At 68.4% G+C, this 23,268-nt stretch carries 18 protein-coding genes and 2 pseudogenes; 8 read left to right on the top strand and 12 right to left on the bottom strand.

Annotated elements, in window-relative coordinates:
* From AB0M08_RS33685 to kdpF, 5 genes and pseudogenes are all read right to left on the bottom strand, one after another.
* Nucleotides 1–371 (bottom strand): annotated as a pseudogene (locus tag AB0M08_RS33685) (histidine kinase); the annotation flags it as partial.
* A gap of 159 nt (nucleotides 372–530) precedes the next feature.
* On the bottom strand, nucleotides 531–1,397 hold the full coding sequence (locus tag AB0M08_RS33680) for a potassium-transporting ATPase subunit C (protein WP_364502242.1): 867 nt from the start codon (nucleotides 1,395–1,397) through the stop codon (nucleotides 531–533).
* Between the two features lie 5 nt (nucleotides 1,398–1,402).
* Nucleotides 1,403–3,502 carry a potassium-transporting ATPase subunit KdpB gene (kdpB, locus tag AB0M08_RS33675; protein WP_364502239.1) on the bottom strand — a complete coding sequence of 700 codons (2,100 nt, stop codon included), beginning with the start codon at nucleotides 3,500–3,502 and terminating at the stop codon, nucleotides 1,403–1,405.
* Entirely contained in the window at nucleotides 3,499–5,145 is a 1,647-nt protein-coding gene (gene kdpA, locus AB0M08_RS33670) for a potassium-transporting ATPase subunit KdpA (RefSeq protein WP_364502236.1), read from the bottom strand. Before kdpA ends, kdpB begins: the two co-directional genes overlap by 4 nt.
* A complete protein-coding gene (gene kdpF, locus AB0M08_RS33665) occupies nucleotides 5,145–5,234 on the bottom strand; it encodes a K(+)-transporting ATPase subunit F (protein ID WP_041840852.1) in 90 nt (29 codons plus the stop codon). Before kdpF ends, kdpA begins: the two co-directional genes overlap by 1 nt.
* Nucleotides 5,235–5,562: 328 nt before the next feature.
* On the opposite strand from kdpF, the gene AB0M08_RS33660 reads away from it, so the two are divergent.
* Nucleotides 5,563–5,853 (top strand): hypothetical protein, encoded by a 291-nt coding sequence (locus tag AB0M08_RS33660; protein ID WP_364502233.1) that lies wholly within the window; start codon nucleotides 5,563–5,565, stop codon nucleotides 5,851–5,853.
* Nucleotides 5,854–5,910: 57 nt separating this feature from the next.
* Here the strand turns inward: AB0M08_RS33660 and AB0M08_RS33655 are convergent, their stop codons facing one another.
* Nucleotides 5,911–7,203, bottom strand: a complete 1,293-nt coding sequence (locus AB0M08_RS33655; RefSeq protein ID WP_364502230.1) for a hypothetical protein — start codon at nucleotides 7,201–7,203, stop codon at nucleotides 5,911–5,913.
* Between the two features lie 341 nt (nucleotides 7,204–7,544).
* On the opposite strand from AB0M08_RS33655, the gene AB0M08_RS33650 reads away from it, so the two are divergent.
* Nucleotides 7,545–7,934, top strand: a complete 390-nt coding sequence (locus tag AB0M08_RS33650) for a hypothetical protein (protein WP_364502227.1) — start codon at nucleotides 7,545–7,547, stop codon at nucleotides 7,932–7,934.
* 425 nt (nucleotides 7,935–8,359) lie between these two features.
* Here the strand turns inward: AB0M08_RS33650 and AB0M08_RS33645 are convergent, their stop codons facing one another.
* Nucleotides 8,360–10,171, bottom strand: coding sequence for a cellulose binding domain-containing protein (locus AB0M08_RS33645; protein ID WP_364502225.1), 1,812 nt, complete (start codon nucleotides 10,169–10,171; stop codon nucleotides 8,360–8,362).
* A gap of 269 nt (nucleotides 10,172–10,440) precedes the next feature.
* Between AB0M08_RS33645 and AB0M08_RS33640 the strand changes: the two genes are divergently transcribed.
* Both AB0M08_RS33640 and AB0M08_RS33635 read left to right on the top strand, forming a co-directional pair.
* On the top strand, nucleotides 10,441–11,934 hold the full coding sequence (locus AB0M08_RS33640; RefSeq protein ID WP_364502223.1) for a glycoside hydrolase family 43 protein: 1,494 nt from the start codon (nucleotides 10,441–10,443) through the stop codon (nucleotides 11,932–11,934).
* Nucleotides 11,935–11,997: 63 nt separating this feature from the next.
* Nucleotides 11,998–12,972, top strand: coding sequence for a LacI family DNA-binding transcriptional regulator (locus AB0M08_RS33635; RefSeq protein ID WP_364502248.1), 975 nt, complete (start codon nucleotides 11,998–12,000; stop codon nucleotides 12,970–12,972).
* A gap of 14 nt (nucleotides 12,973–12,986) precedes the next feature.
* Here AB0M08_RS33635 and AB0M08_RS33630 read toward each other — a convergent pair.
* A pseudogene (locus tag AB0M08_RS33630) lies at nucleotides 12,987–13,424 on the bottom strand (hypothetical protein); the annotation flags it as partial.
* A gap of 74 nt (nucleotides 13,425–13,498) precedes the next feature.
* Here AB0M08_RS33630 and AB0M08_RS33625 point away from each other — a divergent pair.
* Genes AB0M08_RS33625 through AB0M08_RS33615 form a run of 3 tightly spaced genes read left to right on the top strand, consistent with a single transcriptional unit; the run spans nucleotide 13,499 to nucleotide 16,979 of the window.
* Nucleotides 13,499–15,157 (top strand): extracellular solute-binding protein, encoded by a 1,659-nt coding sequence (locus AB0M08_RS33625; RefSeq protein ID WP_364502220.1) that lies wholly within the window; start codon nucleotides 13,499–13,501, stop codon nucleotides 15,155–15,157.
* Complete coding sequence (locus AB0M08_RS33620) at nucleotides 15,154–16,089, top strand: ABC transporter permease subunit (protein ID WP_364502217.1); 936 nt, start codon at nucleotides 15,154–15,156, stop codon at nucleotides 16,087–16,089. The genes AB0M08_RS33625 and AB0M08_RS33620 overlap by 4 nt, the downstream gene beginning before the upstream one ends.
* The gene (locus tag AB0M08_RS33615; protein ID WP_364502214.1) at nucleotides 16,086–16,979 is read left to right on the top strand and encodes a carbohydrate ABC transporter permease; all 894 of its coding nucleotides are present in this window, start codon (nucleotides 16,086–16,088) and stop codon (nucleotides 16,977–16,979) included. The genes AB0M08_RS33620 and AB0M08_RS33615 overlap by 4 nt, the downstream gene beginning before the upstream one ends.
* A gap of 168 nt (nucleotides 16,980–17,147) precedes the next feature.
* On the opposite strand, the gene AB0M08_RS33610 is transcribed toward AB0M08_RS33615, so the two are convergent.
* The 4 genes from AB0M08_RS33610 to AB0M08_RS33595 all read right to left on the bottom strand — a co-directional run bounded on the left by AB0M08_RS33610 (nucleotide 17,148) and on the right by AB0M08_RS33595 (nucleotide 22,555).
* Entirely contained in the window at nucleotides 17,148–18,422 is a 1,275-nt protein-coding gene (locus AB0M08_RS33610; RefSeq protein ID WP_364502212.1) for a helix-turn-helix domain-containing protein, read from the bottom strand.
* Nucleotides 18,423–18,572: 150 nt separating this feature from the next.
* On the bottom strand, nucleotides 18,573–19,529 hold the full coding sequence (lipA, locus tag AB0M08_RS33605) for a lipoyl synthase (protein WP_364502210.1): 957 nt from the start codon (nucleotides 19,527–19,529) through the stop codon (nucleotides 18,573–18,575).
* Nucleotides 19,526–20,911: a dihydrolipoyl dehydrogenase gene (lpdA, locus tag AB0M08_RS33600; RefSeq protein ID WP_364502207.1), complete on the bottom strand. Its 1,386-nt coding sequence runs from the start codon at nucleotides 20,909–20,911 to the stop codon at nucleotides 19,526–19,528. Before lpdA ends, lipA begins: the two co-directional genes overlap by 4 nt.
* A gap of 45 nt (nucleotides 20,912–20,956) precedes the next feature.
* Complete coding sequence (locus tag AB0M08_RS33595; protein ID WP_364502204.1) at nucleotides 20,957–22,555, bottom strand: FAD-binding protein; 1,599 nt, start codon at nucleotides 22,553–22,555, stop codon at nucleotides 20,957–20,959.
* 101 nt (nucleotides 22,556–22,656) lie between these two features.
* On the opposite strand from AB0M08_RS33595, the gene AB0M08_RS33590 reads away from it, so the two are divergent.
* On the top strand, nucleotides 22,657–23,241 hold the full coding sequence (locus AB0M08_RS33590) for a TetR family transcriptional regulator (protein ID WP_364502202.1): 585 nt from the start codon (nucleotides 22,657–22,659) through the stop codon (nucleotides 23,239–23,241).
* Nucleotides 23,242–23,268 lie beyond the last annotated feature (27 nt).

Here is a 23,268-nt window from a genome sequence, read left to right as displayed (position 1 = left end):
TTGACCGTGCTCAGCACGTCGATCCCGGCGTCCAGCAGCGCCTGCACGTCCTGCCAGCGCTTGGCGTTCGCCGAGCCGGGCACGTTGGTGTGCGCCAGCTCGTCCACCACGGCCAGCGAGGGCCGCCGCGCCAGCACCGCATCGAGGTCCATCTCGGTGAACCCCACGCCCCGATAGATCATCTCCCGGCGCGGCACCACTTCCAGCTCACCGAGCATGGCCGCGGTGTGCCTGCGTCCATGCGTCTCCACCAGCGCGACGACCACATCGGTCCCCCGCTCGGCCCGCCGGTGCGCCTCCTCCAGCATCGCGTAGGTCTTCCCCACACCCGGCGCCGCACCGAGATAGATCCGCAGCTCACCGCGGCCCATGAAACCCACCTAAAGATCAAATTCGGAAGATCGATGTCGCGTCGGGGTGGTGGGTACAGACCGCCGCTCCCGCCGAGGGCCCCGGCGGGCTTCGCTGGCCGCTGGCGCGTCCAGACCGCGAAACCCTCCGGGGCGACCTGCGTGAGCGGTTGCGCCCCTCTACTTCCCGGCGTCCAGTGCGACGTTCAGTTCCAGCACGTTGACACCGGCCTCACCGAGGAAGCCGAGGGCACGCCCCGTGGTGTACTCCCTGATCAGCTCGTGCACGTGCGCCAGGCTGATCCCCCGCTCCCGGGCGATCCGCGGCGCCTGAAGGTCCGCGTAGGCGACCGAGATGTTCGGGTCCAGGCCCGACCCGCTCGACGTGACCGCGTCGGACGGCACGATCGGCGAGTCCGGCGCGTCGCCACGGATCGGCGTGATCACACCACCGAGCGCCCGGTAGTCCTCGCCGTTCTCCGCAGGCTCCACGGTCACGCCCTGATAGGTGGCGACGAACGGCGTGCCGGTCTGGTTGACCGACACCACCCGGGTGACCGGCCCGGTGAAGCCGTCCCGGTGGAAGACCGCGAGCACCGCGCCGACCCCGTCGGCGGTGCAGTAGGGCCGGCTGCCGTCGACGCCCTCCCGCTTCCCGATCGCCAGGCTGCGGGCGCAGACCTGGGTGAGCAGGCTCTGCACGGCGTCGTCCGGGTCGTCGGAGAGCGTGTCGACGACGCTCTCCGGCCCGAGGTTGCTGGCCGACGTGGACGTGGGGTCGTAGCCGTCCCCAGCCGCCGACGGCCGGCTCTGGAAGTACGTCAGGACGGCGTTCCCGTCGGCGTCGGTGAAGCTCTGCCCGATGAGAGAACTCCCCACGGTTTCCGCACCGACTCTCACGAGACTCCCATCGGCCTCTGCGGAAAGGCCGGGAAGCTTACCCACGACGACGAACGCGAGTGGGTAGGCGAGACCGAAAAGGACGGTGAGGACGAGCAGTGCGCGCAGAGCGGCGAGGTGCTGGGCAAGCCATGCGGGAAGACGCATCTGGATCAGATCCCCGGGATGAACTGGATGAGCAGGTCGATGAGCTTGATGCCGACGAACGGCGCGATCACGCCACCGAGGCCGTAGATCAGCAGGTTGCGGCGCAGCAGCGCACTGGCGCCCGCCGGGGTGTACCGCACACCCCGCAGCGCGAGCGGGATCAGCGCGATGATCACCAACGCGTTGAAGATCACCGCGGAGAGGATCGCCGAGCCGGGCGAGTGCAGCCGCATCACGTTGAGGGTGTCCAGGCCCGGATAGACACCGGCGAACATGGCCGGGATGATCGCGAAGTACTTGGCGATGTCGTTGGCGATGCTGAACGTGGTCAGCGCGCCCCGGGTGATCAGCAACTGCTTGCCGATCTCCACGATCTCGATCAGCTTGGTCGGGTCGGAGTCGAGGTCGACCATGTTGCCGGCCTCCTTCGCGGCCGACGTGCCCGTGTTCATCGCGACGCCGACGTCCGCCTGTGCCAGGGCCGGCGCGTCGTTGGTGCCGTCGCCGGTCATCGCGACCAGCCGCCCGCCCTCCTGCTCCCTGCGGATGTAGGCGAGCTTGTCCTCGGGCGTCGCCTCGGCCAGGAAGTCGTCGACCCCGGCCTCGTCCGCGATCGCCTTCGCGGTCCGCGGGTTGTCACCGGTGATCATCACGGTCCGGATGCCCATCCGGCGCATCTCGTCGAACCGCTCCCGCATCCCCGGCTTCACCACGTCCTTGAGGTGGATCACCCCGAGGATCCGATCGTTCTCGGCCACCACGAGCGGCGTACCACCCGACGCGCTGATCCCGTCGACGATCTCGCCGACCTCGTCCCCGGGCCGCCCGCCGTTGCTCCGGACCCAGGCGATCATCGCGGCGGCGGCGCCCTTGCGGATCCGCCGGTCGCCCAGATCGACGCCGCTCATCCGGGTCTGCGCGGTGAACGGCACGAACACCGCCTCGGTCATCAGGCCCGGTTCCCGTTCGCGCAGCCCGAATTCGTTCTTGGCGAGGACCACGATCGACCGGCCCTCCGGCGTCTCGTCCGCCAGACTGGACAACTGCGCCGCGTCCGCCAGGCTCTCCGGGGTCTCCCCCTCGACCGGCACGAACGCCGACGCCTGCCGGTTGCCCAGGGTGATCGTCCCGGTCTTGTCCAGCAGCAGCGTGCTGACATCGCCGGCCGCCTCCACCGCGCGGCCGCTCATCGCCAGGACGTTGCGCTGCACGAGCCGGTCCATCCCGGCGATGCCGATCGCGGAGAGCAGCGCCCCGATCGTGGTCGGGATCAGACAGACGATCAGCGACACCATCACGATCCCGGTGACACCGTCCGCGTCGATCGCCGCCGTGTCCGGCGCCGCGGCCTGGAACGCCTTGGAGAAGATCGCCAGCGGCTGCAGCGTCACCACCGACAGCAGGAAGATGATCGTCAACGCGGCGAGCAGGATGTTCAGCGCGATCTCGTTCGGCGTCTTCTGCCGGTTCGCGCCCTCGACCAGCGCGATCATCCGGTCCACGAAGCTCTCGCCGGGCTTCTGGGTGATCCGCACGACGATCCGGTCGGAGAGCACCCGCGTCCCGCCGGTGACCGCCGACCGGTCACCACCGGACTCGCGGATCACCGGGGCCGACTCACCGGTGATCGCCGACTCGTCGACGCTGGCGATGCCCTCGATCACATCGCCGTCACCCGGGATGACCTGCCCGGCCTCGACCACCACCACGTCGCCGAGCTTCAACTCACTCGCCGCGACGGTCCCGCCGTCCGTGAGGTGGGCGACGGTGTCCTGCTTCGCGGCCCGCAACGTGGCGGCCTGCGCCTTGCCCCGGCCCTCGGCGACCGCCTCGGCCAGGTTCGCGAAGACCACGGTGAGCCAGAGCCAGACCGTGATCAGCCAGCTCAGCACGCTCGGGTCGGTGATCGCCAGCACGGTGGTGAAGACCGCGCCGACCTCGACGATGAACATCACCGGGTTGCGCCACATCACGCGCGGGTCCAGCTTGCGCACCGCGTCCGGCACGGCCTTGCACAGCTGCTTCGGATCGAGCAGACCGGCCTTGACCGGCGTGGGCGGTTCCCCGCCCGGCACGACGAGTTTTTCTTCGAGAACGGTGGTCATGACAGGCCCTCCGCGAGGGGTCCGAGAGCGAGAGCGGGGAGGAAGGTGAGGGCGACCAGCACGATCGTCACGCCGACGACCATGCCGACGAAGAGCGGCTGATGGGTGGGGAGGGTCCCCTCCGACTCGGGCACCGGCTTCTGCCTGGCGAGCGACCCGGCGAGCGCCAGCACCAGCACGATCGGCAGGAACCGGCCGAGCAGCATCGCCAGGCCCAGCGCGGTGTCCCACCAGGGCGTGTTCACCGTGATGCCGGCGAACGCGGAGCCGTTGTTGTTGCCCGCGCTGGTGAAGGCGTACAGCACCTCGGAGAGGCCGTGCGCGCCGGTGTTCAGGGCCGTCGAGTTGTTGCCGGTGGCGAACGCCGCGGCGGTGCCGGCCAGCACGATCGTCGGGGTGACCAGGAAGTAGAGCGAGGCCAGCTTGATCTCCCGGGCACTGATCTTCTTGCCCAGGTACTCCGGGGTCCGCCCGACCATCAGCCCGGCCACGAAGACCGTGATCACCGCGAGGATCAGCAGGCCGTACAGGCCCGCGCCGACGCCGCCGGGAGCGACCTCACCGAGCATCATGTCGACGATCGGCATCATCCCGCCGAGCGCGGTGTAGGAGTCGTGGAAGGAGTCGACCGCCCCGGTCGAGGTGAGCGTGGTGGCGGCCGCGAAGGTCGCCGAGTTCGGAATGCCGAACCGGACCTCCTTGCCCTCCATCGCCGCACCGACCGCCTGCGGCACCGTGCCGGAGCCGTGCAGCTCGAAGCCGACGGTCAGCGCGATGCTCGCGATCGCCAGGACGGCCATCACCGCGGCGATCGCGTATCCCTGCCGGTTCTGCCCGACCATCCGGCCGAAGACCCGCGGCAGGCTGAACGGGATCAGCAGGATCAGGAAGATCTCGATCCAGTTCGTCCACGCGGTCGGGTTCTCGAACGGGTGCGCCGAGTTGACGTTGTAGAAGCCGCCACCGTTCGTACCGAGTTCCTTGATCGCCTCCTGGGAGGCGACCGGCCCGCCGGTGATGTGCTGGGCCGCCCCGGTCAGCGTGGTCACGTCGGTGCCGCCGGAGAGGTTCTGCACCATCCCCGCGACCATGAAGACGATCGTGATCAGCACGCAGAGCGGCAGCAGCACCCGCAGCGTGATCCGGGTCAGGTCGACCCAGAAGTTGCCGAGCGTCCCGCCGCCACGCGCCGCGAAGCCGCGGACCAGGGCGACGGCGACCGCGATGCCGACGCTCGCCGAGACGAAGTTCTGCACCGACAGACCGGCCATCTGCACCAGGTGACCCATCGTGGACTCACCCGAGTAGGCCTGCCAGTTCGTGTTCGTCACGAAACTGACCGCGGTGTTCCACGCGATGTGGCTGGTCACCGCGTCGAAACCGAGCGACAGCCAGAGCTTGTCCTGCAGCCGAAGGAACGCGTACAGAAAAAGAATGGAGACTGTGGAGAAGGCCAGCACGCTGCGGGCATAGACGCCCCAGGTCTGCTCGGCCGCCGGGTCCACGCCGACGAGGCGGTAGATCCCGCGCTCGGCGACGTTGTGCCGGGAACCGGAGACGACGCGGAACATGTAGTCGCCGAACGGGCGGTATACCGCCACCAGGGCGACGATCAACGAGATGACGAAGAGCCAGCCGGCCATCAGAACTTCTCCGGGAAGAGCAGTGCGGCGACCATGAAGGCGCCGAGCAGGACGGCCACGATCAGGCCGATCAGGTTGACGGCGCTCACCAGCGTTCGACCGCCCGGATCAGCACGGTCAGCGCTGCGAACAGCGCCACCGTGATCACGACGAACACGATGTCGGCCACGAGTACTCCTTGACGAGGGGTTGCGATGCTTGCCGCTGAAGCACAGCGCGTACCGCACCCCTATGTCATCGGTGTTGACGCGATGGCTACGCCGCCCCGGCGCTATTTGACGCCGCATTAACGCCGCCGGTGACCGCTCCCACTGCCACCGGGGCCGCTGTCATCACGGCGTCAAAGGTGTGCGATGCGGCGCACCAATGCCGTTAACAGCCGGGCGGCCGGGCGGGCCGCCGACGTATATCTGCGGTATGACCCTGCACCGTGAGACCCCGGTCGGTGACGAGATCCGGCACGAGGCGATCGTCTGCCTCCGGCTCAGGACCACCGTCGCGGGCAGTCACCTGCTCGACCACCTGCGTGCCCAGCCGTTCGTGGTGTCGGCCTGGTGGATCGCCGCCGACATCGACGCGGTGGTGCTGCTGGCCGCACCGACCATGGCGGAGCTGCACCGGGCCGTCGACGACCTGCGGCTGCTGGGTGGCGCACTGGACACGGCCGCGCACATGATCCTGCGCCAGATGGCACTCGGGACACGCTGAGACGGCGACGGGGCCGCCCGAACCGGGCGGCCCCGTCTCTTCACCGGGTGATGGCTGTCAGGCCGCACCGGGCAGCAACGCCTCGACCGGGACCCGGTCCCGCAGGACCCGGACCCGGCCTCGGGCCACGCTCAGCACCGCCGGGCCGGCCACGGACGCCGCGGCGTCGTGGTGATAGGCCCCGGTACCCGCCACCGCGACCACGTCGCCGGCGACCAGATCGGTGGGGAGCGACGCCACCCCGACCGGCGCCGCGCCGCGGCCGTGCGCCGCCAGCACCGTGGTCTCCCGCGTGCCGGCCCGGGAAGCCCTGCCGATCAGCTGAACCGCATGCCGTCCGGCGCACGGCGCGGCCACCGGGCAGCCCACCACGCCCTCCAGCAGCGCCCGGTGACCACCGTCCGGGCCGGTCGACACCGCGGCGACCCGGGCCAGGGTGACACCGGCCCGCGCGACGAGCGCCCGGCCCGGCGACACGGTCAGGCTCGGCTCGTCGAGGGCGTACCGTTCGGCGGAGAGGCGCAGCATGGCCCGGACGCGGGAGGCGAACGCGGTGACCGCGAACTCGTCGTCACCGTCGTGGTAGGCCACCGCGTGCCCACCGCCCAGGTTGAGCGCCGACAGCACGGCTCCGGTGCGAGCACGCACCACCGCGGCGAAGCCCATCGCCTCCCGCAGCGCCGCCTCGAACTGGTGGAACCGGCTGATCTGGTGCCCGAGCGAGCAGTCCAGCCCGGCCAGGACCGCCCCGTCGGCGGCGAGGAGCTCCTCGATCGCCAGCAGCGCCGGCCGGCTGCCCAGCCGGAAGCCGTACCGGACCCAGGACCGCCCGCCGACGGAGGGCACCACCCGCAGCAGCACCCGCTGCCCCCGCGGCGCACGGGCGGCGATCCGCTCGACTTCGGCGGGCGACCCGGCGACCACGGTCGCACCACAGGCGTAGGCCGCATCCAGATCGGCGATCGACTTGGCACCGCCGTGCAGCACGAGCCGCCGGGGCGCGAACCCGGCGAGCAGAGCGACCCGCAACTGGGCGGCGCAGGAGACATAGCAGCCCAGGCCCGCGTCGGCGATCCACCGCCCGGTCTCCGGCGTCAGACCGGCCTTCGCGCTGTAGGCCACCGCGCCCGCACCGAACGCCCGCCCGTACTCGGCACACCGCCGCCGCACATCCGCCTCGTCCAGCACGTGAACCGGGTCACCGTGCCGCCGGATCAGGCCGGCCACCCGCACCTCGCCCACCACCAGGTCACCGTGCCCCTCCCATCGGGCGGTAGCCGGCCACACCGCCGGATCGAGGTGCGGCTGAGCCACGGTACGCAGAGACGGAAGCAGTTCGGAGAGCGTCATGCCCCGAGCGTGCGCACCACCACCGCGGCGCGAAAGGCGTTGGTACGCGTCCTTGACGCCGACCCGCCCGATGTTGACATCACGCATACGCCGGCGCCCCGGTAGTCCCCACCGAGGAGACGTCAGGTGACCCGCCGGATCCGGAGCACCACCGCGTCGTCGAGACCCGGCGTTCAGCGCCGCCGCCGGCGGCGCCGATGTCCGGGCGTCAACGAACGCGTCAACGTTGCCGGCCGCGGCGTACCCAAGGCGTCAACGGACCTGTGCTCGAACCCGCCGGCGCGCTGGGATAGCGGTGTGGGCCACCGGCCGATCCGGCACCCCACACCGAGGAGACAGCGATGCACACACGAACCGAGGACGACCGAGACGCCGCGGCCTTCGGCCTCGCCGGCGGCTCCACCGCCGTCGTCCTGGCTGCGCTGGCCGCCGCGGCGGTCTTCGCCCCCACGGAACGCGAGGCACGGCTGCTGGTGATGGCCACGGTGTCCGGCGTCCTGGCCCGCTACCTCACCGACTGGCAGACGAGTCTCGCCGTCACGATCCTCGCCGCACTGATCTTCATCGGATTCCTGACCCACCGGTCCGGCATACTCACCGGCGACCTCACCCCCTGGCCCCACACCGCCGTCATCGCCCTGGCCACCCTGCTCGGACGCGGCTACCGCCGAATCCGAGCGCTCACCACCCCGCACACCACGCCAGGACCGACCGGCCCCGCACACCGCTGACGGCGCCACACCCCGGTCGCCGAAGCCCAGACGACCGCGCCGTCCGGCACGACGACGACCTGCTCGATAACCTGGCCCGCGGCGGTATCGCCTACGTTCCGCCCCGCTACCGTCCGAGGCACTGTCGGCCACGCCGATGGCGGGGTGCTGGCCCGCCCACAACACCCCCGGATCATGCGCACGACAGGGGCGGTAAGTCATACCGGACCGAACGACCGAGGTGTCCCATCGGGGACGCGCAATCGTGGATCAGGCACTACCGGGACTGCTCGACAATCCCATGATCGACCAGATCCACGGATTCGCACTGGCCCATGTCACGCAATGTTAATGCCCGCAGGATCAACTGGAGCACAGCCCCTTTCGGCTGAACCGTCGGCAAGAGCGGGCCGATCGAGGTGGCGATCGGCCCGCGCCCGCCGTCGTCAGCAGCTCCGGCCGTTGAGCGTGAAGCTGGTCGGGTTGGCGTCGTTGGTGGCCCAGGTGCCCTGGAAGCCGAAGGAGACGGTGCCGCCGACGGCGATCGTGGTGTTGTAGGTGACGCTAGTGGCGGTGACCGCGGCTCCGGTCTGCTGGACCGTGGCGTTCCAGGCGTTGCTCACCTTGGTGTCGCCGGGGAAGGTGAAGGCCAGTGTCCAGCCGTTCACCACGGTGCTGCCGGTGTTCGTGATCGCGACGTCCGCGACCAGGCCGCCCTGCCATTCGTTCTTGGTGTACTTGACGGCGCACGTCGCGGTACCGGAGCTAGGGCTGGGACTCGCCGTGGGGCTCGTGCTCGGGCTGGACGAGGTCGAGCCTCCGCTGCCGGCATGCAGCTGCACTACCACGATGGAGTACGCCGGAATCGTCTGCAGGCCCGCGCTGCCAGCCGTGGCCGTACCGATGGAGGTTCCGTTCTTGAGGTACGTGTAGGTGGTCGGGATGGCGGACGACGGCGTGAAGCCGGCGTAGGACAGGTTGACCGTGGCGTCGTTGGCCGGATCCTTGTTGATCAGCATGACGCTGACGTCGCCGTTCGGGCGCCTGGCCGCATGCGCGGTCACGAGCGCGCTGGAGCTGGCGGCCGATACGAGGGTGTCGCCGGCGGCGGCGAGCTTGGTGATCATCTGGGTGCCGTAGTAGGGCGCGAACGGCGTGTTCAGCGGCGGTTCGCAGGAGGCTCCGCTGGAGAGCATCCCGCCGTCGTCGTAATCGGTGGCACCTTCAACCGTAGTGATCTTGGAGCAGTCGGTGCCGTTGTGCAGGTTCCACCAGTCGAGAGTGAAGGCGCCGTTCTCCAGCCAGGTCAGGTATTCGTCGGGGGCGAACAGGCCGCTGGGCGAAGTGTTCTTGTAGTAGAGCGAGCTGGCCTCGGTGACGGCGATGCCTACGTCGCGTCCGCCGGCGTATTGGTTGATCAGGGACTTGAGCGTGCTCGCCATGCCGGGGATCTCCGTCTGCGGCCTGCTCAGCAGCTCGGCCTGACTGGTCGCGTACGGATAATGGTGCACCACCACGAAGTCGATGCTCTTGCCGGCGATGGACATGACCGTGTTGTTCCAGTCCATGGTGTCGCCGGTGCCGACGATGCCGTCCGGCCACGATCCGGGCGTGGTGAGCACCGCACCGATCTTGATGGTCGGGTCGACGGCCTTCATCGCGGTCGCGTAGGAAAGCAGATTGGTCGCGTACGTGGTGGCGGTCTTGCTGTCGTGTTTGTCGGTTTCCCAGGTGGCGCCGTACAGCCCGTTTCCGTAGACCTCGTTGCCGATCTCCCAGTACTTCGCCCCATAGCCTTTCGTGACGTTGGCGTAGCGAACCCAGCCTGCCGCCTCCTCGGGGGTCCCGGAGCCGTAGTTGGCGATGATGATCGGTTGTGCGCCTGCCGAGCGGACGGTGCCCATGAACGTGTCGAAGTCAGTGTTCGGGGCGACGTAGCCACCCTCGACGGTGTGTGTTTCCCAGTGGTAGCCGTCGCCGTAGCCGCCGCCCGGATAGCGGACCAGGCCGACGCCGGCGTTCTTGAGCAGTCCGGGGATGTCCGGCCCGTTCATGGCCCCGGCGTAGACGGCGACGTTCATGCCGATGCCGGTGGCGGGGAAGGTGGCCAGGTCTTGCTCGGCGTTGACGGTCACGGCCGCGGTGGTCGCCGCCTCGGCTGGCAGTGCCACCGCCGCGATGCCGGTCACGGCGGCGACGGCTACCACGGTGGCGAGCCCGAGTCGGCGCACGCGCCATGAATGCATGGGGTCACGCATGGTTCTCTCCTGTGATGCGGGGGATGCGGCGCGTTGGCGCTCGCACTGGGGATGGGCCGGACGTTGCGCAAGACGTCCTTGATGGCTCCCGCGGCACCGGTGCGAAAGTTTCTTCAGCGAAAGCTACGCTTTTCTATGATGTCCGTCAATATTCACAGCTTGATGCCAGTTCTATCAGCCGATCTCGTTGACGGTGGGTGCGTCGATCGTTAGCCTTCGCAGAAATCGACCGAAAACTTTCTGGCCGCACGAGGTGGCTGAGCGAAGGGATGGCCGTGATCGTTAACCCGGTGCTGCCCGGATTCCATCCGGATCCGAGCATCTGCCGGGTGGGTGGCGACTACTTCTTGGCCTGCTCCAGTTTCGAGTACTTCCCGGGCGTGCCGATCTTCCACAGCCGGGACCTGGTGCACTGGACACAGATCGGGAACGCGCTGGAACGGCCCGAGCAGCTGCGGCTACCGGTCGGCACGCGGTCGTCCGGCGGCGTCTACGCACCGACCCTGCGCCACCACGACGGCCGGTTCTGGCTGATCGTCACCAATGTCAGCGACCGGGGCAACATGCTGTTCACCGCGATCGACGCAGCGGGGCCGTGGTCGGATCCGATGCCGTTGCCCGGGGTGCACGGCATCGACCCCGATCTGGCCTGGGACGACGACGGCGTGTGCTGGTGCACCACCGCCGGGATCAGCCAGGTCCGCCTCGACCCACTCACCGGGCGGACGATCGGGGCACCACGGCGAATCTGGTCCGGCTCGCCGGGAGCGAAGGCTCCGGAGGCACCGCACCTCTACCGGATCGGCGACTTCTGGTATCTGCTGATCGCCGAGGGCGGCACCGAACGTGGCCACGGCGTCGCCGTCGCCCGCGGGCCGTCCCCGGCCGGCCCGTTCGAGCCGTGTCCGCGCAACCCGATCCTCACCCACCGCGGCCTTGACCATCCGATCCAGAACACCGGCCACGCGGACCTGGCGCAGGGGCCGGACGGGTCGTGGTGGATGGTGCTGCTAGGTACCCGGCCACGCGGCGGCAGTCCCGGCTGGCACCCGCTCGGCCGGGAGACCTTCTTGGCACCGGTGAGCTGGGACGACGGCTGGCCGATCGTCGGCGGGATCGGCAGCGAGATTGTGGCGCCGCCGTGGCCGCTGCAGCCCGGCCCGGTCACCCCCAGCCGCGACGACTTCGACGCGCGCGTCCTGCACCCGTCTTGGATCTCGCTACGGCATCGACCGGCTTCGGTGTACTCCCTGACGGAACGCGCCGGCTGGCTCACCCTGCACGCCGGTCAGGGGTCGCTGGACGACCTGGACGTCACTTTCCTCGGCCGCCGGCAGCAACACCTCCAATGCCGGGTCCGCGCCCGGATCGACGCAGGCGGCGGTAGCGGTGGGCTCGCGGTACGCCTGGACGAGCTTCATCACTACGAGCTCCAGGTGGCCGCAGGGCGTGTCGAGGCACGTGCTCGTATCGGCCCTGCCAGCGTTGTCGTCGCGGCCCACGAGGTACGCGATGAGACTGTTGTCCTACTTATCGAGACGTCGTCGGCGCCCGTGCGTGATCCCCGGGACGGGCCGGACGTGGTGACGCTGGGCGTGGAGGAGCCGGACGGCACCGTCACCGTGCTGGCCGAGCTCGACGGACGCTATCTGTCCACCGAGGTCGCGGGCGGTTTCACCGGGCGGGTCATCGGCCCGTACGCGCTGGCCGGCACCGTGCACGTCGACTGGTTCGAATACGAGCCGCTTATCCTGGCCCCGTGAACGGAGGAAAGTCACGTGCCAACCAGCGACCGTGAACAACCGACCGGTGATCCTTCCCGGCCGGTGACCATCTCGTTCATCGCCCAGACCGCGGGTGTCTCGGTACCGACCGTGTCCAAGGTGATCAACGGGCGGTCGGGGGTGGCGGCGGAGACCCGGGCTCGGGTCGAGGCGCTGATCGAGGCGTCCGGTTATCGCAAGTCCAGCCCGCCGTCGCGTAGCAACCTGCTCGAACTCGTCTTCGACGAGATCGAGAGCATGTGGGGCGTCGAGATCATCCGCGGCGTCCAGCAGACCGCCCGCAAACATCATCTCGGTGTGCTGCTGTCCGAGTTCGGGCCCGACGGTAGCACTCTGCGTTACTGGATCGACGACACGCTCGCCCGGCGTCCCGCCTGCGTCGTCACCGTCGCCCAGCTGTCGCAGGAGCAACGTGACCAGCTACGGGCGCAGCGGATCCCCTTCGTGGTGTTCGACCCCACCCAGGAACTGGCCGACGACGCGCCCTACGTCGGTGCCACGAACTGGTCCGGCGGCCGGGCCGCCGTCCGCCACCTGATCCAGCTCGGCCACCGACGCATCGCGATGATCGTCGGCCCCGAGCGGATCCTGTGCTGCCGCGCCCGGTTCGACGGTTACCGCTCCGCGATGGAGGCGGCCGGCCTGCCCGTCCAGGTCGCGAAGGCCGACCTGACTCAGGCCGGCGGTCTTCAGGCCGCTTGTGCGCTGCTGGCCGGCAGCGATAGGCCGACGGCCGTGTTCACCAGCAACGACCTGCAGGCGCTCGGTGTCTATCAGGCCGCCCGCGATCGGGGCCTGAATATTCCCGGCGACCTCAGCGTGGTCGGTTTCGACGACCTGCCCATCACCGCGCTGATGGACCCGCCGCTCACCACCGTCCACCAGCCGTTGTCTGAAATGGCGATAGCCGCCACGGAGATGGCCCTCGCCCTCAGCCGCGGCGAACGGCCCGCACAGATCGGTGTCGAACTCGCCACTTCGCTGACAATCCGGCACAGCACGGCAGCTCCTCGGTAAAGGACGCGGATCATCGTGCGCGCGTAGCGGGTCAGCGGGAACGGCCCGTCGTCAGTGCCCTCGAGAATGACGGAAATGGTCTGGCCGGGCCGCGCGGCGGCCAGCGCGGCCGCCGATGCCACCTCACGGCCGGTGATGGTCACCTCGCCTGGATAGGTACCCTCCTCCCGGTAACACCACCACCGCACCGCCGCCGAGTCCCCGTCGGGGTCGCTCGTCCTTGCCCGTAGCGTGACGGTGCCGCCGGGCCAGCCAAAACCGCAGCGTCTTTGGCGATCGCGACCGACGGGATGCACTCCTTGATCCGCCGTCCGGAGAAGTAGATCCGGACGGCGGGCATGCCGCGGACGTTCTCGCCCATGGCAGAAACCTTTCTCTAGAACAGGCGTCGAAGGAGACCGCGACGACCTGCCGATATCTTCTCGATGCCGAGCATGGTTGTCGATGAACATCCATGTTATGTTTCGGTCTGAAATATAGAAAGTTTCTAATGCGCAACACTCGCGGCCTTCTCGATGGGAGACGCATGACTACGTCGCGGCGCAACTTTCTGGAGCTTCTCGGTGTCGGCGCGGCGGCGATTGCCGCCGGACCGCTGCTGACCGGTTGCAGCGACAGGCCGGCCAGCAACGGCACCGCTCAGAATCTCGACAGCATCACCGGCGTCCTGCCGGCGCAGAAGGACCTGACCATCGCCGTCAAGCCGGACGTCATCGGCACCCGTCCGGTACCGGACGGGTTCACCAGATATCCCGCCTCGCTGGTGGATGCGATCACCGCCAAGCCCGGGACCAGCGGCAAAAAGATCAGCGCGATGACCCCGGTCTGGGGTCCGGCGCCACCCGGCCTCGACAAGAGCGCCTACCTGCAGGCGGTCAACGCCGAACTCGGCACCCCGGTTGCCTTCACCGTCCAGGACGGCAACACCTACGCCGACAAGCTCAACGCGATGTTCGGCGCCCGGGACGTGCCCGAGCTGCTGTGCGTGCCGGGCTGGGAGGTCGAGAAGATCCCGCGGTTCGCAGACGCGGTCAAGGTGTTGTTCACCGACCTCACCGACCACCTCAAGGGCGACGCCGCGGCCGCCTATCCGATGCTCGCCGCGTTCCCGTCCGGGGCGTGGCGCAACGCGGTCTGGAACCAGCGCCTGTACGCCGTGCCCAACCCCACCGACACCCCGTTCCCCTACGCGCTCTACACCCGCAAGGACCTGCTGGACCAGCGTGGCCTGAGCATCCCGAAGAGCCTCGACGAACTGCTCGCCATGGCGAAACAGATCACCGAGCCGACCAGGAACGTGTGGGCGTTCAGCGACGTGTTCCAGATGATCCAGATGTACTTCCGGGTACCCGCGTCCAAGGGCGGCTGGCGCCTGCGGGCCGACAGGACCCCGGAATTCAAGTACGAGACCCCGGAGTACCGGCAGGCCGTCGAGGTGATGGCGAAGATCTACTCCGACGGCCTGGTCCACCCGGACCTCGTCGCGAGCAAAGGCGCCGACCAGAACAAGTTGTTCGCCCAGAACGGCGCCATCCTCTTCTCCCAGACCGGGTTCGGCTACTGGCAGGGCGCCCAGGCCGAGAACCAGAAGATCAACAAAAGCCTGGACATCCAGCCGGTGCCGATCTTCGCGGCCGACGGAGGCGACCCGCTGGTCTGGGGCGGCAGCGACGCGATCTCCTACACCTTCATCAAGAACGGCCTGCCGAAGGAACGCGTCGAGGAACTGCTGCGGATCGTCAACTGGTGCTCCGCCCCGCTCGGCACCCAGGAGGCGCAGCTGCGCGACTACGGCGTCGCCGGCAAACATCACACCGCGACACCGGACGGGCCGGTCAAGACCGACCTGGCCTTCAAGGAGATCGCCAACCAGTACTTCTTCATCAGCGGCCGCAACCCCACGGTCGGCCCGTTCCCGGAGACCCCGCACTACGTCCAAGACGCACTCGGCTACTCCAACGCCATGGTGAAGTTCCTGGAGAGGGACCCGTGGGACGGAGTGAAGCTGGAGATGCCGGCCCGCTTCGCCGCCTACCGTGTGCCCGCCGAGGAGAAGATCACCGACCTGCTGCGCGGACGCCGCCCGCTGTCCGACCTCGACGCCCTGATCAAGGAATGGAAGGACAACGGCGGTGAGGAGGCCCGCACGCTGATGGCCAAGGCGTTGTCCGAGGCAGGCCGATGAACCGGGTACCCCTGCGCGCGCGGCTGCGCCGCGACTGGCAACTGCTCGCGATGGTCGTGCCCGGATTCCTGCTCCTGCTCGTCTTCAGCTACGTGCCGATCGCCGGAAACGTCATCGCGTTCCAGGACTACAACCCGTACGCCGGAGGCAACCCGCTCGAGGCGTTCCTGCGCAGCGAATGGATCGGCTTCGGCCAGTTCCAGCTGCTCTTCGAGGACCCCGCCTTCTGGGAAGCGCTGCGCAACACGCTCACCATCACCGCCTTCCAGCTGGTCTTCTTCTTCCCCCTGCCGATCCTGCTGGCGATCATGCTGCACAACCTGCTCTCCAGCCGGATCCGCGGATTCGTCCAGACCGTCGTCTACCTGCCGCACTTCTTCAGCTGGGTGCTGGTGATCACCTTCTTCGTGCAGATGCTCGGCGGCGCCGGCCTGCTGGCCCAGACCTTCCGCGAGGCCGGCCTGCAGCCGTGGAACATCATGTCCAACCCACAGACGTTCATCGTCCTGGTCACCGCGGAAGCCGTCTGGAAGGACATCGGCTGGGGCACCATCGTCTTTCTCGCCGCGCTGTCCGCCATCGACCCCAACCTCTACGAGGCCGCCGCGGTCGACGGCGCCGGCCGCGGGCGGCGGCTCTGGCACATCACCCTGCCCGGCCTGCGGCCGGTGATCGCGCTGCTGCTGATCCTGCGCCTGGGAGACGCCCTGTCGGTCGGCTTCGAGCAGTTCATCCTCCAGCGCGACGCCGTCGGCCGACAGGCGTCGGAAGTGCTCGACACCTTCACCTACTACTACTCCATCGCGACCGGCAACTACGGGTACGGCGCGGCAGCCGGCCTGTTCAAAGCCGCGGTGGGGCTCGTCCTGATCCTGGCCGCGAACAAGGTGGCGCACCTGCTCGGCGAACGAGGAATCTACGCGAAGTCATGACCGCAACCCGCCGCCCGGCCTGGGCGGAGAAGCCCACCCCCATCGGGCAGACGTTCAAGACCGTCGTGCTCACCCTGCTGGTGCTCGGCGTGCTGTTCCCGCTGTGGGCGATCCTCGTGACCAGCCTGTCCTCGCGCCGGCGCATCGCCGAGGCCGGCGGATTCGTAGTCATCCCCAAAGGCCTCGACTGGTCGGCCTACCAGACGATCTTCTCCGGCGGCGCCGTCACCCAGGCACTGTGGATCAGCATGCTGATCACGGTCGCCGGCACCGCGATCTCCCTGACCGTCACCGTACTCACCGCGTACGGCCTGTCCCGATCGCACTCGCTCGGCAACCGCTGGCTGCTGGCCTACTTCCTGCTGCCCTTCCTGATCTACCCGCCGCTGGTTCCGAAATACCTGGTGGTGACCGGGATCGGGCTCAAGAACAGCATCTGGGCACTGATCCTGCCGAGCGCGCTGAGCATCTTCAACCTCGTCGTCCTGCGGGGCTTCTTCCAGGGCGTACCCCAGGAACTGCTGGACAGCGCCCGCATCGACGGCGCCGGCGAACTGCGGATCCTGACCCGCATCGTGCTACCGCTGTCAAAGGCCGTAGTTGCGGTGATCGGCCTGTTCTACGCGGTCGGCTACTGGAACGTCTGGTTCGACGCCCTGCTATTCATCGACAGCAACGACCTCTACCCCATCCAGCGGGTGCTGCAGAGCTACCTGCTCGCCGGCCAAGCCCCGATCACCTCCGGCGGCGCGGTCGGCAACACCATGCCACCCACCGAGGCCGTCAAAATGGCCGTCGTCATCCTCACCGTCCTCCCCATCGTCGCTGTCTACCCCTTCATCCAGCGTCACTTCATCAAGGGTGTCCTCGTCGGCGCCGTCAAAGGCTGATCGATCCGCTGCCGCACCGCCGAACCGGTAACCGATTCATAGACGAATCTAAGACGTTGTGAACGTTTCACCGATCCGCGCGCCCTAACTTCCTCCAGACAACCAATGACGAAGGATCTCAAGCACGAGATTGCCCATGTCGAAACCAGTCAGCGACGATCGCGCTGGCTACGAACGCGGCAGGACGCCGCGCAGCAGGTGGTTACGCATGAAGGGCTGGACCTTGCTGTATCGGCCGTTCTCGCGCGCGGCGAAGCGGGTCCAGAGGATGCTGCGTAGCCGGGGGGCGAACGCCTCAGGGCTGGCGGGCAGACGCAGATCACCGCCGCGCTCCCCATCGGCCAGCACACCGGTGAGCAGCGTCATTCGATCGGTTACCTGTTCGCGGTAGCTGACCTGGACGGCGGGCTGCTTCTGCTGGGGTCTGCTCCAGCTCAGGCTCATCATCCGGGTCTCGTCCGGGAAATGACGGTGGGCCTGGACGACCACGTAGCTCACCGCGTCGAGAGTCGCCGCCGCAGCCTCGGGTTCCGCGGTCAGGACCGCCCTGATCGCGTCGTCGAGATGCGCGGCATAGTTGATCGTGATCTCTTCGAGGATCTCCTCCATGGAGTTCACCCGTCGGTAGATCGTGCCCATGCGCACCCCTGACGCTTCGGCGATGTCACGGATGGTCGTTGCGTCGTAGCCGCGCCGGGCGAATTCGGCGCGGGCGGCGGCGATGATCTGCGCCTTGAGCTCGTCTTCGACCAAAGGCTCGTGCCATCGTGCGACGGCCTCCTTGGCTGCGGCCATCGGGCGCGAGGTATCCAGATCGAGATCCGGGGGGCAGTCCACGGCAATGCCGTAGAGCAGAGCGTCGCAGATGACGGCTGCGGAGTCCTGCGGGCTGGCCGAAGCCGGCAGGCTCGCCGCCATGGTTGAGGCCAGTGTCTGCAAGGCGCGGGTCAGCATCGGCGGGTCCAGGCGTGAGCCGGAGATGGCGGCGCTCAGGTCGTTGGCGGCGGCGTTCCATAGCCGGACGAGGCTCGCGGGATAGAACTTTACCGCTGAGTGGAACCGCTCGCCGGCCGAACTCGGCGGTTCGAAGATACGCAACCGGACCGCAGCGGCGTGATGCTGGCCGAGCAGCACGATCTCGCGGGTCAGCTCACGTAACCGCTGCTCGGCGGGTAGATCACGGTGACCGGATCGGCGCAGACGTGACGCGAGTTCCTGCAGCTCGGCGTTGAAGGCTTCCAGGATCTCGGCTGCTACCGCTTCCTTGGACTTGAAGTGGTGGTAGAGGCTGCCGGGCAGGATGCCGACTGCCGCGGCGATGTCGTTCATGGTCGTGGCGGCGTAGCCCTTGGCGAGGAAGAGCGCCCCGGCCGCCTGCCGGATCTCATCCCCGCGGCGGCTTGCTGCCGCACTCGACGTCGTGGTGACGCGCTCGGCTGTCATCCTCGCCCCGACTCCCTCATTCCCCCGGCCCGGTGATGGAGCAAGTATTCGCTCGCGTCCGTTGCCTGGCCAGGCCCCGTGATGCCCTACTCACGAACATCGGCCGTCTGCTGGCTGTTGATCGCGGGAGCAAGCCTACCGGTAGGGCAGTCAGGCGCAGCCGATCCGATCCGCCGGGTTGTCGCCGGGCTGGCGCGCGGCAACAGCGGCACGATAGAGCCGTCCGGCTCGGTACGACGAGCGCACCAGAGGACCGGCCAGGACGCCGACGAAGCCGATCTGTTCGGCCCGTTCGCGCAGTCGCACGAACTCGTCGGGCTGGACCCAGCGCTCCACTGGGTGGTGACGGGCCGAGGGCCTCAGGTATTGGGTGATGGTCAGCAGCTCGCAGCCGGCTGCGTGCAGGTCCCGCATCGTCTCGTCGATCTCCTCGGCGGTCTCGCCCATGCCGAGGATGAGGTTGGACTTGACGACCAGCCCGAACTCGCGCGCCCGGGTCAGCACGTCGAGCGAACGTTCGTACCGGAACGCGGGCCGTATCCTGCGGAAGATTCGCGGCACGGTTTCGAGGTTGTGCGCGAAGACCTCGGGCCGCGCCTGAAAAACCCAGCGCAGCAGGTCCGGGCGGCCGTTGAAATCGGGCACGAGGATCTCCACGCCGGTTCCGGGGATGAGTTCGTGGATCGCCCGCACCGTCTCGGCATAGAGCCAGGCGCCGCCGTCGACCAGGTCGTCGCGGGCGACCCCGGTGACTGTCGCGTACGCGAGTCCCATCGCCTGCACGGACTCGGCCACCCGGTGTGGTTCGTCGGGATCGGGGGCCGCGGGCCTACCGGTGTCGATCTGGCAGAAGTCGCAACGACGGGTGCACCGGTCGCCGCCGATGAGAAAGGTCGCTTCCCGGTCCTCCCAGCACTCGAAGATATTGGGGCAACCGGCCTCCTGGCACACCGTGTGCAGTCCTCCGGCGCTGACCAGCGCCTGCAACTGGGTGTACTGCGGGCCCGGCGCGGCACGAGCCCGGATCCAGGGCGGTTTCCTCTCGACCGGGGTCTCGGCGTTGCGGACCTCCAGGCGTAGCAGCTTGCGGCCGTCGGGCGCCGTCATGCGTGCGCGTGGAGGGGCTTGCCGGCGAGTACGAGAGCGGCCTCGCCGAGGGCCTCGTTCTGCGTCGGATGGGCGTGGACGATCCCGGCGACCTGGTCGGGGTGCAGGCCGAGGTTGACCCACAGGCTCGCCTCACCGACCTGCTCGCCGATACGCGAGCCGATCATGTGCACCCCGGCGACCGCCCCGCCCGGCTCTTGGACCAGTTTCACCAGGCCCGTGGTACCCCGAATCTGGCTACGGCCGTTTCCACCTAGATTGTACTCGTATGTCCGCACCCCGTCTCCATAACGTTCGCGTGCCTGAGATTCGGTCAGTCCGACACTGGCCAGCTCGGGCTCGCAGTAAGTAACCCGTGGGATGAGCGCATCGGTCACCGGAGCGGGGTTCAGTCCCGCGATCTGCTCGGCGACGAACGTCCCGTGGGCGAAACCACGGTGCGCGAGTTGCAGACCACGGACCAGATCACCGACGGCGTACGCGTGCGGGACCGTGGTGCGCAACCGCTCGTCGGTACGGACGAAGCCTTGCTCGGTCTTGATGCCGACCGCTTCCAGGCCGAGATCGCCGGTCACCGGTGCACGGCCGACCGCTACCAGCACGTAGTCGGCGTCGAGTTTCTCGCCGTCGGCGAGCACCACAGTGGCGTCGTCGTCGCGTTGTTCGACCTCGGCCACCCGTGCACCGGTACGCACACCGATCTTGCGGCGACGGAAAGCGCGCTCCAGCTGCCTGGAAAGGGCGGGATCCTCCTGCGGGACCAGGCTGGGCAGGGCTTCGACGATGGTCACCTCGCTACCCAACGACCGCCAGGCACTCGCGAACTCGACGCCGATGACGCTTCCGCCGATGATGACCACTCGGGACGGGATCTCCGGAAGCTGCAAAGCCTCGGTGCTGCTGAGGATCCGGCCGCCGAGCCGGACGCCGGGGAGGGTACGCGGAGCCGATCCGGTAGCCAGCACCAGGTGCCGACCGATGTAGTGGATGCCGTCGACCGTCACGGTGTGGCTGTCGGACAGGCGGCCGGCGCCGACGACGGAGACGATGCCGGGCGCAGCGGCCACCAGGCCCTGCAGCCCGCGGTACAACCTGGTCACGACGCCGTCCGTGAACTTCCGTACGCCTGCCGCATCGACGCCGTCGACCGTGGCGCGCAGGCCGAGCGATGCGCTGTGCCGGACGCTCTCCGCGGCCTCCGCCACGTGCAGCAGCGCCTTGGTCGGGATGCAACCCGCATGCAGGCAGGTTCCGCCGATCTTGTCACGCTCGATGAGCGCGACGCTCATACCGAGCTGCGCGGCGCGCAACGCCGTAGCGTAGCCGCCACTTCCCGCGCCGAGGACGACCGCGTCGAATTCCGTTGCCTGCGGTTGGCTCATGTCACCCCTCCGATAGAAACAAATATTTGATCCGCAAGCTCGCTGTCAGGCCGCGTCATCATGTGCCGTGAGCGCGGCATGCGCCCCGGCCCGGCGACCGGAGAAGATGCAGTCGGCCAGCGACAGGCCGCTGATGTAGCTGTTGGAGCACACGCCGACGGCGTTGCGTCCGACCGCGTACAGGCCGGGGATCGTGCCGCCGTCGCGGTGGACCACCAGGCCGCTTTCACCGTCGACGGTCAGGCCACCGAGCGTCAGGCCGGGCAGCGGGTAGAACGCCGCGTTCTCCGCCGAGATGTTCAGTGCGTAGAACGGCGGCTTGAGCAGCGGCGTGCAGTACTCGGCGGCCTTGTGCGCCGGATCGCCGTCTCCACGGGAGATTCCGGTGTTGTAGGCGGCCACGGTGGCCTGCAGGCCACGAGCTTCGATTCCGGTCTTCTGGGCGAGTTCCTCCAGGCTTGCCGCCTTCTTGTGCCCGGCAGTGAACGTGTAGATCAACTGCAGTCGTTGGAAGATCTGGGTCTGCGAGCGTGTCTGCTTGCGGGCCTTCTTCCAGATCGCCGAGTCGTAGATGGCCCAGCCCTCACCGGCGAACTTGCGCATCAGCACGTCACCGTGCGTGGCACCGTACAGGTCCTCGTTGGCGATGCGGGTGCCGTCCATGCCGACGGTGATGCCCTCGATCAGGGCGCTCGGTGGTGCCAGGAAGCGCCAGGCGGTGATGTTGCCCATCTTGTCGGCCCGGCCGCCGGCATCGATGCCGAGCCGGATGCCGGCGCCGTCGTCGCCAGGCGTGCCCAGCGGGGAGATCTTCGTGAACTGCGGGGCGTACCGGCTCACCCATTCCGGGTTGTAGATGAAACCGCCGGCGGCCAGGATCACCGCACCGGCCCTGACCTCCTCCTCGACGGCGCCGGCCTCCCAGATCGCGTCGGCCTTGTCGGTGAACCGCTTACCCAGCGGCGGCGACCAGTTGCCGAGCTTGCCGCTGCGCTTGATGTACTTCTCGTGCCCGCTGCTCCTGGCCTTCTCGCCGGGCAGGACGCGGTACTTCACGCCGACGACTCTGCCGTGCTCGATGACCAGGTCCTGGACCCGGGCCAGCGGGACGAAGGTGACGCCCTTGCGCAACGCCGAGTCGCGCAGGTGGGTCCAGAGCACCTTGCCCGAGGCCAGACCGGTAGCGACCGTACGGTGCCCACGCGGGGCAGGGACGGCCTTCTCGTTGTACGGGTACGCCTTCTCGTTGCCGGAGAAATACAGGTAATGGCGGTCGGTGGGGTACGAGGTCTTGTACGGGGCGAGGGAACTCGCGAAGCTCGCACCCTGCTCTTCGAGCCAGGTGATGGTGCCGGGGCTCTGCTCGCAGAAACGGCGCAGAGTCGCCTCGTCGACGGCATCACCCGCCTCCTGCTGCAGGTAGTTGTACAGATTCTCGGGAGTGTCATGGAATCCGTTGGCCAGTTGCTGAGGCGTGCCGCCACCGGCGTAGACGACGCCACCGGACAACGCGCTCGCGCCTCCGCCGTAGCTTCGGTCGAGGACCAGTACCCGTGCCCCGTTGTCTGCCGCCTCGATCGCCGCGGCGGCGCCGGCATCACCGAAGCCCACCACGATGACATCGAATTTCTGGATGTCGGCCATGCTCTCGCCTCGCTGTTCAACCTCGTCATTATCGCCAGTGCCCTACTTATGGCACAGTCTGACATAAGTCGCGAGAAAGGCAAGGCCACTACGGTGAGGGGGTGGACCAGACGATGCGCCGCGGCCGCCCGCCCCTGTTGGGAAGGCAAGATCTGCGAGCGCAGGCCATCCGGATCGTGCTGTCGCGTGGGTACGAGAACGTCACCATGGGGCAGATCGCCGACGGGATCGGGATCAGCGTCCGCACGCTGCATCGGTACTTCCCGGCCAAGGCGGACATCGTCTGGGACGAGGTCGACGACTCCTTCGACGCTCTCGGTGATCGGTTCGCTCAGGCCGATCCGGGTATGGCTACCATCGAGGCGATCAGCGCCGCCGTGGTCGAGGTCTTCTCCGGCGCGGACAACGACGCGAACCGTGAGCGACTGCGCCTGATCGCCATGACACCTGAGCTGCAGTCAGTGCAGACCTCGGCATTCCTGCGCTGGCGCCAGGAGATCATCCACTTCGTCGCCCGCCGGCTGGGCGAACCCCCTGACGGCCTGCGTCCGATCGCGGCCGGCACAGCGATCCAGGCGGCGATCGTGGAATCACTGGGCTGGTGGGCGCGCGAAGGTGACCCCGGTTCGCCGGGCGAGGCGGTTGCCTGGGGGTTGCGCGGCCTGACCGTGGTCGGCGGGGTCTGACACGCACTCGAAACAAGTTCTGTCGCA

The sequence above is a fragment of the Actinoplanes sp. NPDC051851 genome, assembly GCF_040681165.1.
In the GTDB taxonomy this organism is placed as follows: Bacteria; Actinomycetota; Actinomycetes; order Mycobacteriales; family Micromonosporaceae; genus Actinoplanes.
Note: the sequence above shows the minus strand (reverse complement) of the source record. Positions and strands in the feature narration are given on the sequence as shown.